We start from the raw sequence: 14,529 nt of genomic DNA, 5'->3' as shown, positions 1-14,529 counted from the left end.
CGCACCGCTGTCCCCGCACTCACTCCTCCGAGGAAGAACCTCCGTTGACCACTGCCCCGCATGCCGCTGCCGCCGCACTCACCCTCCCTCCGCGTTCCCAGCGCGCAGGAAACGCCAAGACCTCGCCGGTGCGCGACCTTCTCGCGCTGACCGAGCGCCCGGAGGTCATCTCGTTCGCCGGCGGTCTCCCCGCGCCCGAGCTGTTCGACGTCGCCGGCATCCGGGCGGCGTTCGACGCGGTCCTCGACTCCCCCTCTGTGCTCCAGTACTCCACGTCCGAGGGAGACGCCCGGCTCCGGGAGGAAGTCGCCCGGCGCTACTCGGCGGACGGATTGCCCACCGCGGCATCCGACCTCATCATCACGACGGGTTCGCAGCAGGGGCTCGGCCTGATCTCGACGACGCTTCTCGACCCCGGCGACACGATCCTGGTCGAGGAACCGTGCTACCTCGCGGCCCTGCAGACCTTCGCGCTGGCCGGGGCGCGGGTCATCGGCGTCCCCTATGACGGCGACGAGCTGGATCTCGAAGCACTGGACAGGCTCGCCGCCGAGCACAGCCCGAAGTTCTTCTACACGGTCCCCACTTTCCAGAATCCCACCGGCCGCACGCACGGGCTCGATGCCCGCCGGCACATCGCCGCCATCGCACAGCGACGGGGATTCCGCATCATCGAGGACGAGCCCTACCGCCAACTGCGGTACTCGGGTGAGGCCCTCCCCTCGCTGGCCGAGCTCGCACCGGCGCACGTGATCAGCCTCGGCAGCTTTTCGAAGGTGATCGCGCCGGGGCTGCGCATCGGATGGATCCGCACGACCCCTGATATCCGCCCCGCCGTGACGATCGCGAAGCAGGCCGCCGACCTCCACACCTCCACCATCGACCAGGCAGCAGCCGCCCATTACCTCCTGTCGGGTCGCGGCGAACCCGCGCTCACGCGCATCCGCGAGGCGTACTCCGCCCGGCGCGACGCGATGCTCGACGCCCTACCCACCGTTCTGCCGACCGGCAGCACCTGGAACCATCCCGACGGCGGCATGTTCGTCTGGGCACAGCTGCCTGAGGGGATGGATGCCGCCGAGTCGCTCGGGCGCGCCCTGGCCCACGATGTCGCCTACGTACCCGGGGTCTCGTTCTACTCCGGAACGCCCGATCGGCGGACGCTCCGCCTGTCGTTCACGACCTACGCCCCTGACAGGATCAGGGAGGGCTTGTCAAGGCTCGGGACGACCTGGGGCACGGGAAGGTAGCGTGGGGGCATGCGCTACCTCTTCAGCACCGGACTCGTCGCTGCGATCTCTGCAGGAGTCTCGCTGCTACGCGGCACCCGCGAGCAGCCGATCACCTGGCGCTCCCTGCTGTCCTGGCTGAGCTGGGGCATCACGATGGCGCTCGCCGTCGGTGCAGTGATCGACATGAACCGCGAACGACGCGGTGTGCTCGTCGATGCCGACTCGCCGCAGTCGGTCAAGAAGGCGAAGAAGGCCCAGCGACTCCAGTTCCGCTCGCAGAAGGCACTCGCCGACACGCAGGATCACGCCAAGGACGCACGGCACTGACACCGCGCGCCCCGAGCGCATCGTTCACCGTGTGAGGATCAACGCCTCGCCCTGACCGCCGCCGCCGCACAGGCCGACCGCGGCGGTTCCGCCACCGCGACGCACGAGCTCGTGCACCGCGTGCACCACGAGTCGGTTGCCGGATGCACCGATCGGGTGTCCGATCGCGATCCCTCCGCCGTGGATGTTCACGATGTCCTCGTCCAGCCCGAGCTCGACCTGTGAGCGGGCCACGACCGCGCCGAATGCTTCGTTGATCTCCACCAGATCGAGATCCGAGGGTGCGATCCCCTGCTTCTCGCACGCACGCTCGATCGCACGCGCCGGCTGCGCCTGCAGGGAATTATCCGGGCCGGCCGTCTGACCGCTGGCGCCGACGGTGGCGAGCACCGACCAGCCCTTGGCCACGGCCGTGCGTCGCGCGGTGACGACCACGGCCGATGCGCCGTCGGAGATCTGAGACGAGTTCCCCGCGGTGATCGATCCGCCCTCCGCGAAGGCCGCCCGCAGCCCACCGAGGGTCTCGACCGTCGTGTCGGGGCGCACACCTTCATCCTTCGTCACGCGAACCGGCTCACCCCGGCGCTGTGGCACGTCGACGGCGACGATCTCGGCCTCGAACACTCCCGTTTCCTGGGCAGCGGCCGCGCGTTGGTGAGAGAGCGCGGCGACACGGTCCTGCGCCTCTCGGGTGAGCTCGTATCGCGCGTTGTGGCGCTCCGTCGACGCGCCCATGCTCTCGCGGTCGTAGGCGTCGGTCAGACCGTCGTAGGCCATGTGATCGAGCACCTCGACGCTGCCGTACGCCCAGCCGTCGCGCGAGCCCATCAGCATGTGCGGTGCCCGCGTCATCGACTCCATCCCGGCGGCGACCACCACCTCGGCGTCGCCGGTGCGGATCATCCGAGCGGCGTCGATGATCGCGGTCAATCCCGACAGGCAGACCTTGTTCACGGAGTGGGCCGGCACGTCCCAGCCGATCCCGGCACCGATCGCCGCCTGCCGAGCGGCGTTCTGACCCGAGCCCGCCGCCAGCACCTGTCCGACGATCACCGCGTGGACGTCACCCGGATCGATGGTGCCCTGCTCCAGCGCGCCTCTGATGGCGAAAGAGCCGAGCTGAGGAGCGGTGAAGGCCGCCAGCTGCCCCTTCAGTCGCCCCTGCGGTGTGCGAGCAGCGGCGACGATGACGATGTCGTTGTCATTCATGATGCGAGGTCCTTTCGTGGAGGAGATCCGGATGGATGGTGAGCGCCGGCTCGGTCGCGGCGATGACCTCGTCCACGCTGACTCCCGGGGCCGTCTCGAGGAGCGTCAGCCCCTCGGGCGTGACGTCGATCACGGCCAGGTCCGTGATGATCCGGTCGACCACTCCGCGACCGGTCAGCGGCAGCGAGCACTCGTCCACGATCTTGGCCGATCCGTCCCTGGCCACGTGCTCCATCAGCACGATCACCCGAGCAGCACCGTGCACGAGATCCATTGCACCGCCGGGGCCCTTCACCATCTTGCCCGGGATCATCCAGTTCGCGAGATCCCCGCTTGTCGAGACCTGCATCGCGCCGAGGATCGCGGCATCGATCTTGCCGCCGCGGATCATCCCGAAGCTGGTGGCCGAGTCGAAGAACGCCGCACCGGGCAGGGTCGTGACCGTCTCTTTACCCGCGTTGATGAGGTCGGGGTCCACGGCGTCTTCGTGCGGGTAGGGCCCAACGCCGAGAATCCCGTTCTCGGATTGGAGCACCACCGTGACGTCGCTCGGCACGTGGTTGGGCACGAGCGTCGGCAACCCGATTCCGAGATTGACGTAGGAACCGTCCTCCAGCTCGGCTGCCGCGCGGGCCGCCATCTGGTCTCGTGTGAGTGCCATCTCAGGCTCCTTCCACGGCGACGGTGCGCCGCTCGATGCGCTTGGGGATGTCCGTGCCCACCTCGACGATGCGATGCACGAAGACGCCGGGAAGGTGGATGCTGTCCGGATCGAGCTCACCCGGCTCCACGAGCTGTTCGACCTGAGCGATGCAGGTGCGTCCGGCCATCGCGGCCAGCGGGTTGAAGTTGCGCGCCGCCTTGTTGAAGACGAGGTTTCCGTGGCGATCGCCGCGGGAAGCGTGCACGAGCGAGAAGTCCGTGGTGATCGCCTCCTCGAGCACGAAGTCCGCCGGCGAGCCATCGACCTCGAATGTTCGGACGTCCTTCACCGGGGAGGCGACGGCGATCGTGCCGTCCGCGTTGTATCGGCGGGGCAGCCCTCCTTCTGCGACCTGGGTGCCGACACCCGTCTGCGTGTAGAAGGCCGCGATCCCCGATCCACCGGCCCGCAGCTTCTCGGCCAGCGTTCCCTGGGGAGTGAGTTCGAGCTCGAGTTCGCCGCTCAGGAATTGGCGCTCGAACTCCTTGTTCTCCCCCACGTACGACGATGTCATCTTGCGGATGCGCTGCGCGGCGAGCAGCACCCCGAGTCCCCAGTCGTCCACGCCGCAGTTGTTGCTCACGACGCTGAGGCCTTTCGTGCCCTGGGCCAGCAAGGCTTCGATGAGCGCGATCGGATTGCCGGAGAGCCCGAACCCGCCGACCGCCAACGAGGCTCCGTCGGGAATGTCGGACACGGCGTGCGCTGCCGAGTCCCATTGCTTGTCGATCACGTCTGCTCCTTCGAATTCGTGGCTCACTCCAGCATCCGCTCTTCGGCCCCCGGCGCAACGATCACGTCTTGCGATGTGGTCGGATACGGAGGTAGCGTCCACGATATGGAATCCACGGCCCGCTCCATCCCTGGCGCGCAGGCCATCGCTCGCGCGGCTCGTTTGCTCCGATTGGTGACCGCCGCCGGCGCGGAGGGCGCCAGCCTCCAGGACCTCGCCCGGGGCGCTGAGCTGTCACGCTCGACCACGCATCGCCTCCTCAGCGCGCTCAAGCTCGAGGGGCTCGTCGACCGCGACGCGGACAGCACCCGGTGGATGCCCGGTCCCGAGCTGTTCCTCATGGGTTCGGTCGCCGCTGCGCGCTACGACGTGACCACCCTGGCGCGGGACATCGTCCGGTCACTGGCGGTCAAGACCGAGGAGAGCGCGTTCTTCTCGGTGCGACGAGCGGACGAGACGGTGTGTCTGCTTCGCGAGGAAGGATCCTTCCCCATCCGCTCCTTCGTCTTGAGCGAGGGCGTGAGGTTCCCCCTCGGCGTCGCGAGCGCGGGTCTCGCGATCCTGGCCTTCCTCCCTGACCATGATGTGGACGCATATCTGGAGCGGCATCCCGACCTCGAGAGCGCATGGGGGCCGACACACCGGCCGCGCGCGCTGCGCACCCGATTGGCAGAGACCAAGGAACGCGGATACGCCGTCAACCCGGGCCTGATCGTCGAGGGCAGCTGGGGAATCGGCGCCGCCGTCTTCGATCGATCCGGGCGCCCGGAGTGGGCCCTCAGTCTGACCGGTGTCGAGTTCCGCTTCGGCCCGGATCGCATGGCGGAACTCGGTCGCACCCTGCTGGCGCACGCCCATCAGCTCTCGGCGAGGATAGCCAACGCCCGGCGCTGATCCTCCATACATACCACCCGATATATACTCTTTGGTATGAATCGCACGGACGTCATCGCTTCGCTGGTGCTCTCCGGCTACGCCCTGGGTCGCATAGCGGCGCAGGACGCCGGCAACGACGCGCCCGCCGCGCAGTGGCGGGTGCTGAGTCTCCTCGAGCAGGAGGGTGCCAGGCGCGTGGGCGAACTGGCCGCCGCTGCGCGCACCACCCAACCCGGCATGACCCGCCTCCTCGGCCTGCTGGAGCGCGAGGGGCTCGTGCTCCGCTCCCCCGACCCGGACGATTCGCGAGCGACCGTCGTCGACATCACCCCTCAGGGCACCGCCGCCGTCGCGGCCTGGCGCGCGGAGTTCCGCGAGATCCTCGCGCCGCGGTTCGCCGCCCTGAAGGACGACGACTGGTCCGCTCTCACCCGCGCGGCGGAGATCCTCGCCGCGCACACCGCCACGGAACGAACAGGAGAATCTCGGTGAACACCACCGCCACCCCCTCGGTGTGGAAGCAGCCGGCGCAGGTCTGGGCCGTCGCCTTCGCCTGCGTCGTCGCCTTCATGGGAATCGGGCTCGTCGATCCGATCCTCCCCGCGATCGCGGAGTCGCTTCAGGCGTCACCGGTGGAGACCGAACTGCTCTTCACCAGCTACCTGCTGGTGACCGGCCTCGCGATGCTGGTGACCAGCTGGATCTCCAGCCGCATCGGCGCCAAGGCAACGCTGCTCATCGGGCTCGCACTCATCGTCGTCTTCGCGCTCTTGTGCGCTCTGAGCGGCAGCGTCGACGCCGTCATCGGCTTCCGTGCCGGCTGGGGTCTCGGCAATGCGCTGTTCATCTCGACAGCCCTCGCGACGATCGTCGGGTCGGCGTCCGGCGGCAGCAGCGCCGCGATCATCCTGTACGAGGCCGCGCTCGGCCTCGGCATCGCGGTCGGACCGCTGCTCGGTGGCATCCTCGGAGAGCAGAGCTGGCGCGGCCCGTTCTTCGGGGTCGTCGCGCTGATGGCGATCGCTTTCGTCGCCGTGCTCGTGCTGTTGCGTGGGCCGGGCGAGAAGCGGGTCCCGGTGCCCTTCTCGGCCCCCTTCACGGCCCTCCGTCGCCCCGCGCTCGCCATCCTCGCGGTCGCCGCTCTGTTCTACAACATCGGCTTCTTCGTGCTGCTGGCGTTCTCGCCGTTCCCCCTGGGCTTCGGCGCGATGGGGATCGGATTCACGTTCTTCGGTTGGGGCGTCGCACTCGCGGTCACGAGCGTCTGGGTGGCACCGGTGCTGATGCGCCGCATGCCACGCACGCGGATCATCCTCGTGGTGCTCCCTCTGCTCGCACTCGACCTCGTCGCCGCCGGGCTCGTCGTCGGGAACGCGGCCGCCCTCGTCACCTGCATCGTCATCGGCGGTCTGCTGCTCGGCGTGATGAACACCGTGTTGACCGAGGCGGTCATGGAGGCCACGGACCTTCCCCGGTCCGTCGCCTCCTCCGCCTACTCCGCGGTGCGCTTCCTCGGTGGCGCGATGGCGCCTCCGATCGCGGCGCTGCTGTGGCACGCGTTCAACGCGACCGTGCCGTACCTGTTCGCGGCGGTGTCCGTCCTCCTCGCGGCCCTGACGGTGCTCCTCGGGCGGCGCGTGCTCGCGCACATCGACGACGAACCTGAGGACGCCACCGCTGAGGATGCCGCGGCGATCCTCGTGGGCGACGCCGCCTGAGTCGCGATGTCGGTGTCGGATCGGTCAGTGACGCCCGACCCGGCACCGACACTCCCCTCCCGATATCGTGGGGCGATGAGCGAAGAGACGCCCCTTCCCGAGCGCAGCAGAGTCGTGCAGCAGCACCTTTCGGCCGCCGGAGTCGACACCACCATCCGCGTACTGCCGGATTCCGCGCGCACGGCGACCGCCGCAGCCGCGGCGATCGGGTGCGACGTCGCCGCGATCGCGAACAGCCTCGTGTTCATCGCTGACGGAGAGCCGGTTCTCGTCATGACCAGCGGTGGCCACCGGGCGGACCTCGCCGTACTCACCGCGAGCATCGGTGCGCGGGATGTGTCGATGGCACCGGCATCCATCGTCCGCGCGGCGACGGGCCAGGCCATCGGCGGCGTCGCACCGGCCGGGCATCCGGCCCCGCTGCGCACCTTCCTCGACGACGCGCTCCAGGAACATGACGAGCTGTGGGCCGCAGCCGGCCACCCGCACACCGTCATGCCGCTCACGTTCGACCAGCTGCGCCTCATCACCGGGGGCACGGTCATCGCCGTGGCTTGAGATTGCCTCGAGCTTCCCGGAGGGCGGTCTCCTGCCGCGTGACTCTCCACGCACGCGGCGGGGTCGAGACCGCGAAGCAGGTGCTCCGACGAACTCGACCCCGATGCAAGGATCAGCCCTGGGGCTCGCGCCGTCGAGCGCGCACGGCAGCCAGAGTGGTGAGCGCGACGCCGAGCAGAAGCGCGGCGCCGGCGCCCCAGAGCATGACCGCCGGCACATCGCCACCGGTCGTGGCGAGGGAATCGCCGGTCAACGGCAGCTCCACCGGAGGCGTCACATCGGTCGGCGGCGTCACGGGAGTCCCCGGCGTGGGAGGCGTGGTCGGCGGGACCACCGGCGGCTTCTCCGTCGCGGTGTTGGTGAGCGTGATCGCGAGCGTCGAACCCCCGTAGACGGTGATCTGTGCCCCGCCGTCCGCGGTCGCGCGCACTCCGGTGCCCGAGAACACCGGCGTGCCCCATTCGATGCCGTCGATGGCCGGCGGGGTGAGCTCCTCGAGCGTGACGACGGTGCCGGCGGGGAGGCGCACAGGAGCGGTCGCCGCTCCCGCGGTCACCACGACGGTCTTCTCCACCACCGGGTCGCCGAAGCTGTAGCTGACCGTGTACTCGGCGTCCGCGGGCACGTCTGTGGCGCCGGAGCCGTCGACGGCTTTGGTCAGGGCGAACGCGCCCGTGGCGCTTCCCTCGCCGGTGCCGCCCCCCGTGAGCTGCCAGACCTCGCGGTCCTGCAGCACCACTCCGTTGACATTGGCGACATTGCTGAATGAGGTCCCGTCCGCCTGAGTGCTCGGTACCGTGAGGTACTTGACGAAGTACGTCCGTGCGGGATCGATCGCACCCGGGATCTCGAGGTGGAACGCCGTGCCGCCCTCGTTCCAGGCACCGGTCCAGTTCGTGATCGTCCGGTAGTCCTGCTGGTCTGCGTCGGTGCTCCAGACCGCGAGCTGGCCGTCTCGGTTGTGATGCTCTGCGACTTCACCGTTCGGCGCGGTCAGCACATCGTCGACGACGATCGACTCGACGCCGGGAAAGCTCGCGCCCGGAAGCTCGAGCTGCCACGCGATGCTGCCGTCGTCCGTCTGCCATGACACCTTCTGAGGCTCCGTGGGCAGAGGCGGAAGAGGCGTGATCCCACCGCCCGGGATGTCGACGCGCGTGGTCTTGCCGTCGACGACGAACTCCACGGTCGTCTCTGAGGTCTGCTCGTCGGCGCTGGCCAGGAACCACAGCGAACCGTTGACGCCCGTGCGCCCGTTCACGTAGTCGGTGAGGGTGCAGGTCACCACCGGTGCCGCGTCGCTGCTGACGGCGCATTCGGCCACGATCTCCGTCGGGTCCTCGGTCGAGGGGACCGAGAATGTCAGGCCGGTTCGGGCGAACTCACGCGGAAGCGTGAACCCGAACGTCTCGCCGCCGAGAGCGCCATCCGGCACCGACCAGTCCGCGTCCACGCGCACCTGATCGAACTGCGCCAGAGTCTCATCCCCGTCCACGGTGGTCACCGTGATCGACGCAGGATCGATGGCCGCGGGATGGTCGTACTCGGCAGCGATGGCTGCGCCGGCGCCCACGCCCGTGACCACAGCGGTGAGTGCCGCCGCAGCGGCGGCGACGAACGTGATGGATGCGCGGCGCGATCGCGCGCGCCGATTACTTCTGTACACGGTGTTCCCCAGTTTCTTGTCGAAGCCTCACCGCCTCGGCCGTGCTGCTGCGCAGCGACGCATCCGATGGCGGTGACGCGGTTGTCCCCGTGTGAGAGACGGCCTCGACGAGAGCCCATTACGCGGTACACCGGCATTCTCTGCAAGCCCTCAGAAACCCGGACTTCGCGGGCCTGTCCGGATCGATAAGCGGACCGCGTGCACAAGAAAGCAGAAAAGCCCCAGAAACTGGCGAGAGTTTCTGAGGCTGTTCCGTGCACCCCCTCGGACTTGAACCGAGAACCCACTGATTAAGAGTCAGTTGCTCTGCCGATTGAGCTAGAGGTGCGTGGCCCGGGATAACCCCGACCGAGGAATTACATTACCAGCCGACCGCCCCCATGCGAAATCGAGGTGGGCCCGGGCGTGCCGGTGCCCGTCGCACTCGGAAACATGGCCGTTCGGCCCTCAGCGCCCGTTGTTCCGCCGACTATCCTGGGAGCGTGACCGCCTCCTCCCCTCACGCCGATGACCTGCGCAGCGATCTCCTCCTCGCGCTCCGCCTCGCCGACGCCGCCGACGCCCAGTCGCTCCCGCGGTTCGATGCGGCCGACCTGGAGATCTCCACCAAGGCCGACAAGTCGCACGTGACCGACGCCGACCTCGCGACGGAGCGGGCGATCCGCACCATCCTCGAGACCGAACGACCCGACGACGGGATCTTCGGCGAGGAGTTCGGCGCGCAGGGCGGGACGCATCGCCAGTGGATCATCGACCCCATCGACGGCACGGCCAACTTCCTCCGCGGCGTTCCCTTGTGGGGCACGATGATCGCTCTCGCGATCGATGGTGTCCCCCAGGTCGGTGTCGTCAGCATGCCGGCACTCGGCAGGCGCTGGTGGGGAGCCGCCGGCGAAGGCTCGTGGACCGCGACCGACGGCGAGCCCCGCCGGCTCCAGGTCTCCACCGTGTCATCGCTCGACGATGCGAGCGTGAGCTTCCAGAGCATCGCGCAGTGGTCCGACGCGGGACGGCTCGACTCTCTCCTCCGAGTCGCGGCACGCGTCTGGCGCGATCGCGCCTACGGCGACGTGTACTCCTACATGCTCCTCGCCGAAGGGCGGATCGACATGGTCGCCGAATTCGATGTCAAGGAATACGACATCGCCGCGGCCGTGCCGATCATCCGGGAGGCCGGCGGGCGGATGACCGCCGCCGACGGCGCTGAGACGATATCAGCGCGCTCCACACTCGCCACCAACGGCACGCTCCACGATGAGTTCCTGAAGCTCATGCACGACTGATCCGAACCACGAGGCACAGGATGACCCTCCGCATCGTCTCCGCCGCCGCAGGCGCCCTGGTGCTTCTCGTCGCTCTGACGGCGTGCGGAGCACCTGCGGAGCCGCAGGCCTCACCCACATCGGATGCGGTCCGCCCGAGCCCGGCTCCGAGCCCCGAGCCGGTGAGCTCCAGCGTCCCGGAGACTCCCGGCGAGCTCACGTGTGAATCCATGATCTCGGCGGGAACGGTTTCCGTGTTCACGGATATGGGATGGACCGCGCAGTCGAAGGAGTTCGTCGTCGGCGGGGTGGCGCTGACCGATGGGCTGCTGTGCTTCTGGGCCGACTACAGCGTCGCGTCCGACCACGGTCAGCTCTATGGCTGGGCATCTCTGAGTTCGGAGGACGCCGCGCAGGCCCAGTCCGGTTTGCTCTCCGAGGGGTGGAAGCGCGAGGACGGCCCGGACGGGGTGTACTTCACGGAAGATCCGCGATACGCGATGGGACTCGATGAAGACGGATACGGGATGACGTATCTGTTCGGCGACGGATGGGTGCGCTTCGCGGACACGCGTCAGGGGCTGATCCTCATCGAGTGGACCGGCTGAGCGCCGCTCGAGCTCGCGACATCGCTACGGCGCCGTACTCCCCATCGAACTCTCCAGGACGGGCCGGAAACCCCGGGCGACCGGTGGTGTCCAGAGCAGGACGACGATGAGGGCGGCGACCACGGCAGTGACGGCTGCTCCCCAGTCCCACCGGTCTCCGAAGACGAGCACGATTGCACTGAGTGCGAGCACGACCCCGAGGAAGAGCGTGAGCAACAGCCGCGAGAGCCCGCTCCCCCGGCGGATACCGGCGGCGACCGCGAACACCAGGAGACCGAACAGCGCGATGGCCGCGCCCGCGAGCGAGAACGCGGAGGCGCTCACGTCCGGGTCGTAGCGCCCGAGGAAGACCAGGATGCCGAAGCCCGTGGCGAGGATTCCGAACACGTACGAGAGCACGGCGACCGTCGTCGTGATGACGGCCGCCAGCCCACGCTCGGTACCGCTGCCCGGCTCAGGCGCCTGTGCACGCGCCGTCGTGGGCTCCTCTCTCAGGACGAGCCGACGATGCACGATGCGCACGACCTCGATCGCCGCGATCATCACGATTGTGATCCCGGTGAGCGCGATCGCGAGGTCTTCCCCCGGATCGACGAGGACGAAGAACTGTCGCGCGAGGGGAAGCGAGAACACGGCGATGAGCAGGATGAACATCGCACCCACCACCAGCACCTTGAAGCGGTTGAGGGGGCGGGCGAGCACGGCCAGCACCCAGATGCCGACGACGGCGAGGATGACGGTCGCTCCGGTGCGCAGCTGCTCCTCGTGCGCCTCGAGCCCGCGCGCGACGAAGGTGAACCACGTGAGACCGAGCGCTACGATGATCCCCGAGGGAATGGCGAAGCTCAACGATCGCCGGAGGAATCCGGGCACATAACGTGCCGCGTTGGGCATCAGCGCGAGGAAGAACGCCGGGATGCCGATGGTGAGACCGTCGGTGATGGAGAGCTGGCGCGGGAGGAACGGGAACTCCAGCACGAACACCCCGAAGATGATCGCGAGAAGTGTGGCGTACACGGTCTTGTTCAGGAAGAGCATCGATACGCGTTCGATGTTCGCGATGACCTGACGCCCTTCCGCGACGACATCGGGCAGGTGCGAGAACTGCCCGTCGAGCAGCACCAATCGCGCCACCGCCTTCGTGGCGGGCGATCCCGTGTTCATGGCGATACCGATGTCGGCGGCCTTGATCGCGAGGGCGTCGTTGACGCCGTCACCGGTCATCGCCACGGTGTGCCCGCGACTCTGCAGGGCCGCGACCATGCGCTTCTTCTGCTCGGGTGAGACGCGTCCGAAAACCAAGTTGGTTTCGAGCACGTCTGCGAGTTCGGCGTCATCATCGGGAAGGCGACGTGCGTCGAAGCCCTCCGCGACGTCCACTCCCACCTCTCGCGCGATCGCCGCGACCGTGCGCGGGTTGTCGCCCGAGATGATCCGGATGCCCACATCCTGCCGCGCGAAGTACTCGAGCGTCTGGGCGGCGTCGGGGCGTACCCGCTCCCGGAAGGTGAGGACGATGGCCGCGACCACACCATCCGGAAGCCGCTCGGAGTCGACATCCACCTCGGACAACGCCGATTCCGCGTAGCCGAGGACCAACGTGCGTCGGCCGGTCTCTGCGAGCGCGGTGACCGTGCGCCCGAGTTCGGTCTCGTCGGATGTCGCTGCATCGCCGAACACCATCTCCGGTGCACCCATCACCCAGGTCCCGGCGACCTGTTCGAAGGAGACTGCGCTCCACTTGCGTGCGGAGGAGAAGGGGATGTAGTCCGCGACCGCGAGCGGAGACTCGGCCGGATACACCGCTCGCATCGATCGCGCCGTGGCATTCGCATCCGGAGAGGCGGCATACCAGCCCAGCGCCGCCGCTGCCGCCTCCGCACGCTCCGACGTGAGCCCGGAGAGTCCGTGCGCTTCGTCGAACCCTATCTCCCCCACGGTGAGGGTGCCGGTCTTGTCGAGACATACGACGTCGACCCGGGCGAGCCCTTCGACCGCGGGCAGCTCATTCACAAGAACCTGCCTGCGTGCCAGTTTCGACGCACCGACGGCGAAGGCGATGCTCGTCATGAGCACCAGCCCGAGCGGGATCATCGCCGTCAGCGCGGCGATCGTGTTCACGACGGCCTGCACCCAGGCGCCGCTGGAGAACACGGTGGCGTACCCGCCCGTGACGATGATCTGCGCGTTCAGGACGAGCAGCCCCACCGGTCCGATCACCCAGCTCACCCACTTCAGGACCCGGTTGACCGACGAGCGGAGCTCGCTGGAGACGAGCGAGAAACGCTTCGCTTCGCCCGCGAAGTGGTTGGCGTACGAGTCGGCGCCCACACGGGTCGCTTGCGCGGTTCCCTCGCCGGCGACGACCACCGCGCCCGAAAGAGCCTCGTCGCCCGGCTGCTTCTCCACCGGGTCGGACTCGCCCGTGAGCATCGACTCATCGATCTGCAGCCCGCGCGCCGTGAGTATTCTGGCGTCGGCCGGCACCTGCTCGCCGGCGCGCAGGACCAGCACGTCGTCGAGGACGACCTCGGTGGGGGCGATCTCCGCCTCCGCAGCTTCCCTGAGCACCAGAGCGCGCGGTGCGTTCATCAGTGCCAGGCGGTCGAGAGCCGACTTCGCTCGGAACTCCTGAACACAGCCGATGATGGCGTTCGCGAAGGCGGCGAGCCCGAAGAGCGCATCCTGCCACCGCCCGACCAGGAAGAGGATGAAGAAACACGCGAAGACGATGCCGTTGAACAGCGTGAAGACGTTCGCCCGCACGATGCTCCACGCGCTGCGGCTCGTGTCCGCCACGAAGGCGTTCGTCTTCCCGTCCGTGACGCGTTCGGCGACCTCCGCTCGAGTGAGACCGGTCGCAAGAGTTTCGGGGGTCGATTCCACAGACCTCAATATAGGTCCCCCGTCGAAACCAGCGGGGGCCTTTCGCGCTTCCTCGTCTGCTTGCCTCTGCTAACCTCTTCCACGCACCGAGGCCTACTGCTGTCGGACCGCTTCATCTCTCCCCGAAGGATGCTCCGTGCCCGACGAACGCCCTCTCCCTGTGCGTCCCACGATCTCTCGCCGCACCGTCATCGGCGCGGCGGCGTGGTCGGTCCCCGTGATCGCGCTCACGGCAGCCACACCGGCCCAAGCGGCGAGCGGAGGCGCGATCGACGCAACCGGCGTGGTCCTCGCCTTCACGGGCCCGCAGTGGAGTTCCGAGTTCACCCTGAGCGGTCAGCTCGCCCTTTCGCCGGCGCCCGCCGCTCCTACACAGGTCACAGCGACCATCTCCTGGCAGGGCACCGGTGCCAACTCCGGCGCACAGGGGCTCTACCTCTACGACGGAGGGTCTCCCTCCCAAGATGGAGGCATCAGCGGGTGGACACTCCTGCAGGGCGCTGCAGACGACCAGCTGTACAGCGTGTTCGTCTTCAGCACCGTCATCGCGGCAGGCACTCTGACGGTGCCGACCGTTTCGACCTATCTCGCCGACCCTGAGGCGGCATTCATGTTCGGCGCGGAGACACCGAACGGAGGGACCTCCTTCTGGGACGGCATCATCACGATCCGGTTCTCGGCAGCGGGATATGCGGATGCTGTGCTGACGGTGCCCTATACGCAGACGGTGGAGTGACACGCCGTTCCCGCA

At 68.4% G+C, this 14,529-nt stretch carries 14 protein-coding genes and 1 tRNA gene; 9 read left to right on the top strand and 6 right to left on the bottom strand.

The genetic code is table 11. From position 1 onward, the window contains the following. Positions 1 to 44: 44 nt before the first annotated feature. Both ACIOTO_RS17670 and ACIOTO_RS17665 read left to right on the top strand, forming a co-directional pair. Positions 45 to 1,250, top strand: coding sequence for a PLP-dependent aminotransferase family protein (locus tag ACIOTO_RS17670; protein WP_400858757.1), 1,206 nt, complete (start codon positions 45 to 47; stop codon positions 1,248 to 1,250). A 9-nt stretch (positions 1,251 to 1,259) separates the two neighbouring features. Next, a complete protein-coding gene (locus ACIOTO_RS17665; protein ID WP_029263584.1) occupies positions 1,260 to 1,559 on the top strand; it encodes a hypothetical protein in 300 nt (99 codons plus the stop codon). 24 nt (positions 1,560 to 1,583) lie between these two features. On the opposite strand, the gene ACIOTO_RS17660 is transcribed toward ACIOTO_RS17665, so the two are convergent. From ACIOTO_RS17660 to ACIOTO_RS17650, 3 genes are read right to left on the bottom strand one after another with little or no spacing between them, the layout of a single operon-like run. Next, positions 1,584 to 2,768, bottom strand: coding sequence for an acetyl-CoA C-acetyltransferase (locus ACIOTO_RS17660; RefSeq protein ID WP_400858756.1), 1,185 nt, complete (start codon positions 2,766 to 2,768; stop codon positions 1,584 to 1,586). Further along, on the bottom strand, positions 2,761 to 3,429 hold the full coding sequence (locus ACIOTO_RS17655; RefSeq protein WP_400858755.1) for a CoA transferase subunit B: 669 nt from the start codon (positions 3,427 to 3,429) through the stop codon (positions 2,761 to 2,763). Before ACIOTO_RS17655 ends, ACIOTO_RS17660 begins: the two co-directional genes overlap by 8 nt. A gap of 1 nt (position 3,430) precedes the next feature. Further along, the gene (locus ACIOTO_RS17650; protein ID WP_262000828.1) at positions 3,431 to 4,204 is read right to left on the bottom strand and encodes a CoA transferase subunit A; all 774 of its coding nucleotides are present in this window, start codon (positions 4,202 to 4,204) and stop codon (positions 3,431 to 3,433) included. A 105-nt stretch (positions 4,205 to 4,309) separates the two neighbouring features. On the opposite strand from ACIOTO_RS17650, the gene ACIOTO_RS17645 reads away from it, so the two are divergent. The 4 genes from ACIOTO_RS17645 (at position 4,310) to ACIOTO_RS17630 (ending at position 7,356) form a co-directional block, all read left to right on the top strand. Continuing rightward, positions 4,310 to 5,098, top strand: coding sequence for an IclR family transcriptional regulator (locus ACIOTO_RS17645; RefSeq protein ID WP_105709813.1), 789 nt, complete (start codon positions 4,310 to 4,312; stop codon positions 5,096 to 5,098). Between the two features lie 36 nt (positions 5,099 to 5,134). Continuing rightward, entirely contained in the window at positions 5,135 to 5,572 is a 438-nt protein-coding gene (locus ACIOTO_RS17640; protein WP_105709812.1) for a MarR family winged helix-turn-helix transcriptional regulator, read from the top strand. Beyond that, positions 5,569 to 6,798: an MFS transporter gene (locus ACIOTO_RS17635; protein WP_400858754.1), complete on the top strand. Its 1,230-nt coding sequence runs from the start codon at positions 5,569 to 5,571 to the stop codon at positions 6,796 to 6,798. The genes ACIOTO_RS17640 and ACIOTO_RS17635 overlap by 4 nt, the downstream gene beginning before the upstream one ends. Positions 6,799 to 6,873: 75 nt before the next feature. Continuing rightward, a complete protein-coding gene (locus ACIOTO_RS17630; protein ID WP_400858753.1) occupies positions 6,874 to 7,356 on the top strand; it encodes a YbaK/EbsC family protein in 483 nt (160 codons plus the stop codon). Between the two features lie 112 nt (positions 7,357 to 7,468). On the opposite strand, the gene ACIOTO_RS17625 is transcribed toward ACIOTO_RS17630, so the two are convergent. Continuing rightward, positions 7,469 to 9,022: an Ig-like domain-containing protein gene (locus tag ACIOTO_RS17625; protein WP_400858752.1), complete on the bottom strand. Its 1,554-nt coding sequence runs from the start codon at positions 9,020 to 9,022 to the stop codon at positions 7,469 to 7,471. A gap of 255 nt (positions 9,023 to 9,277) precedes the next feature. Further along, positions 9,278 to 9,350 (bottom strand) — tRNA-Lys (locus tag ACIOTO_RS17620). A gap of 154 nt (positions 9,351 to 9,504) precedes the next feature. Here ACIOTO_RS17620 and ACIOTO_RS17615 point away from each other — a divergent pair. Beyond that, complete coding sequence (locus ACIOTO_RS17615) at positions 9,505 to 10,305, top strand: inositol monophosphatase family protein (RefSeq protein WP_400858751.1); 801 nt, start codon at positions 9,505 to 9,507, stop codon at positions 10,303 to 10,305. Between the two features lie 20 nt (positions 10,306 to 10,325). Next, positions 10,326 to 10,892 (top strand): hypothetical protein, encoded by a 567-nt coding sequence (locus ACIOTO_RS17610; protein WP_400858750.1) that lies wholly within the window; start codon positions 10,326 to 10,328, stop codon positions 10,890 to 10,892. A gap of 24 nt (positions 10,893 to 10,916) precedes the next feature. Here ACIOTO_RS17610 and ACIOTO_RS17605 read toward each other — a convergent pair whose 3' ends face one another. Then, positions 10,917 to 13,778, bottom strand: coding sequence for an HAD-IC family P-type ATPase (locus ACIOTO_RS17605; RefSeq protein WP_400858749.1), 2,862 nt, complete (start codon positions 13,776 to 13,778; stop codon positions 10,917 to 10,919). A gap of 136 nt (positions 13,779 to 13,914) precedes the next feature. Between ACIOTO_RS17605 and ACIOTO_RS17600 the strand changes: the two genes are divergently transcribed. Continuing rightward, entirely contained in the window at positions 13,915 to 14,514 is a 600-nt protein-coding gene (locus tag ACIOTO_RS17600; protein ID WP_400858748.1) for a hypothetical protein, read from the top strand. The last annotated feature ends 15 nt before the right edge of the window (positions 14,515 to 14,529 follow it).

Origin of the sequence: Microbacterium sp. NPDC087592 (genome assembly GCF_044743585.1) — a bacterium.
Lineage (GTDB): Bacteria > Actinomycetota > Actinomycetes > Actinomycetales > Microbacteriaceae > Microbacterium.
The sequence above is the reverse complement of the archived record's forward strand: the minus strand, read 5'-3'. Positions and strand labels throughout refer to the sequence as shown.

What these genes read in the sequence shown, in the direction of transcription:
- ACIOTO_RS17665 (WP_029263584.1), top strand. Translation starts at nt 1,260, where the DNA reads ATGCGCTACCTCTTCAGCACCGGACTCGTCGCTGCGATCTCTGCAGGA.
- ACIOTO_RS17630 (WP_400858753.1), top strand. Translation starts at nt 6,874, where the DNA reads ATGAGCGAAGAGACGCCCCTTCCCGAGCGCAGCAGAGTCGTGCAGCAG.
- ACIOTO_RS17655 (WP_400858755.1), bottom strand. Translation starts at nt 3,429, where the DNA reads ATGGCACTCACACGAGACCAGATGGCGGCCCGCGCGGCAGCCGAGCTG.
- ACIOTO_RS17660 (WP_400858756.1), bottom strand. Translation starts at nt 2,768, where the DNA reads ATGAATGACAACGACATCGTCATCGTCGCCGCTGCTCGCACACCGCAG.
- ACIOTO_RS17645 (WP_105709813.1), top strand. Translation starts at nt 4,310, where the DNA reads ATGGAATCCACGGCCCGCTCCATCCCTGGCGCGCAGGCCATCGCTCGC.
- ACIOTO_RS17610 (WP_400858750.1), top strand. Translation starts at nt 10,326, where the DNA reads ATGACCCTCCGCATCGTCTCCGCCGCCGCAGGCGCCCTGGTGCTTCTC.
- ACIOTO_RS17640 (WP_105709812.1), top strand. Translation starts at nt 5,135, where the DNA reads ATGAATCGCACGGACGTCATCGCTTCGCTGGTGCTCTCCGGCTACGCC.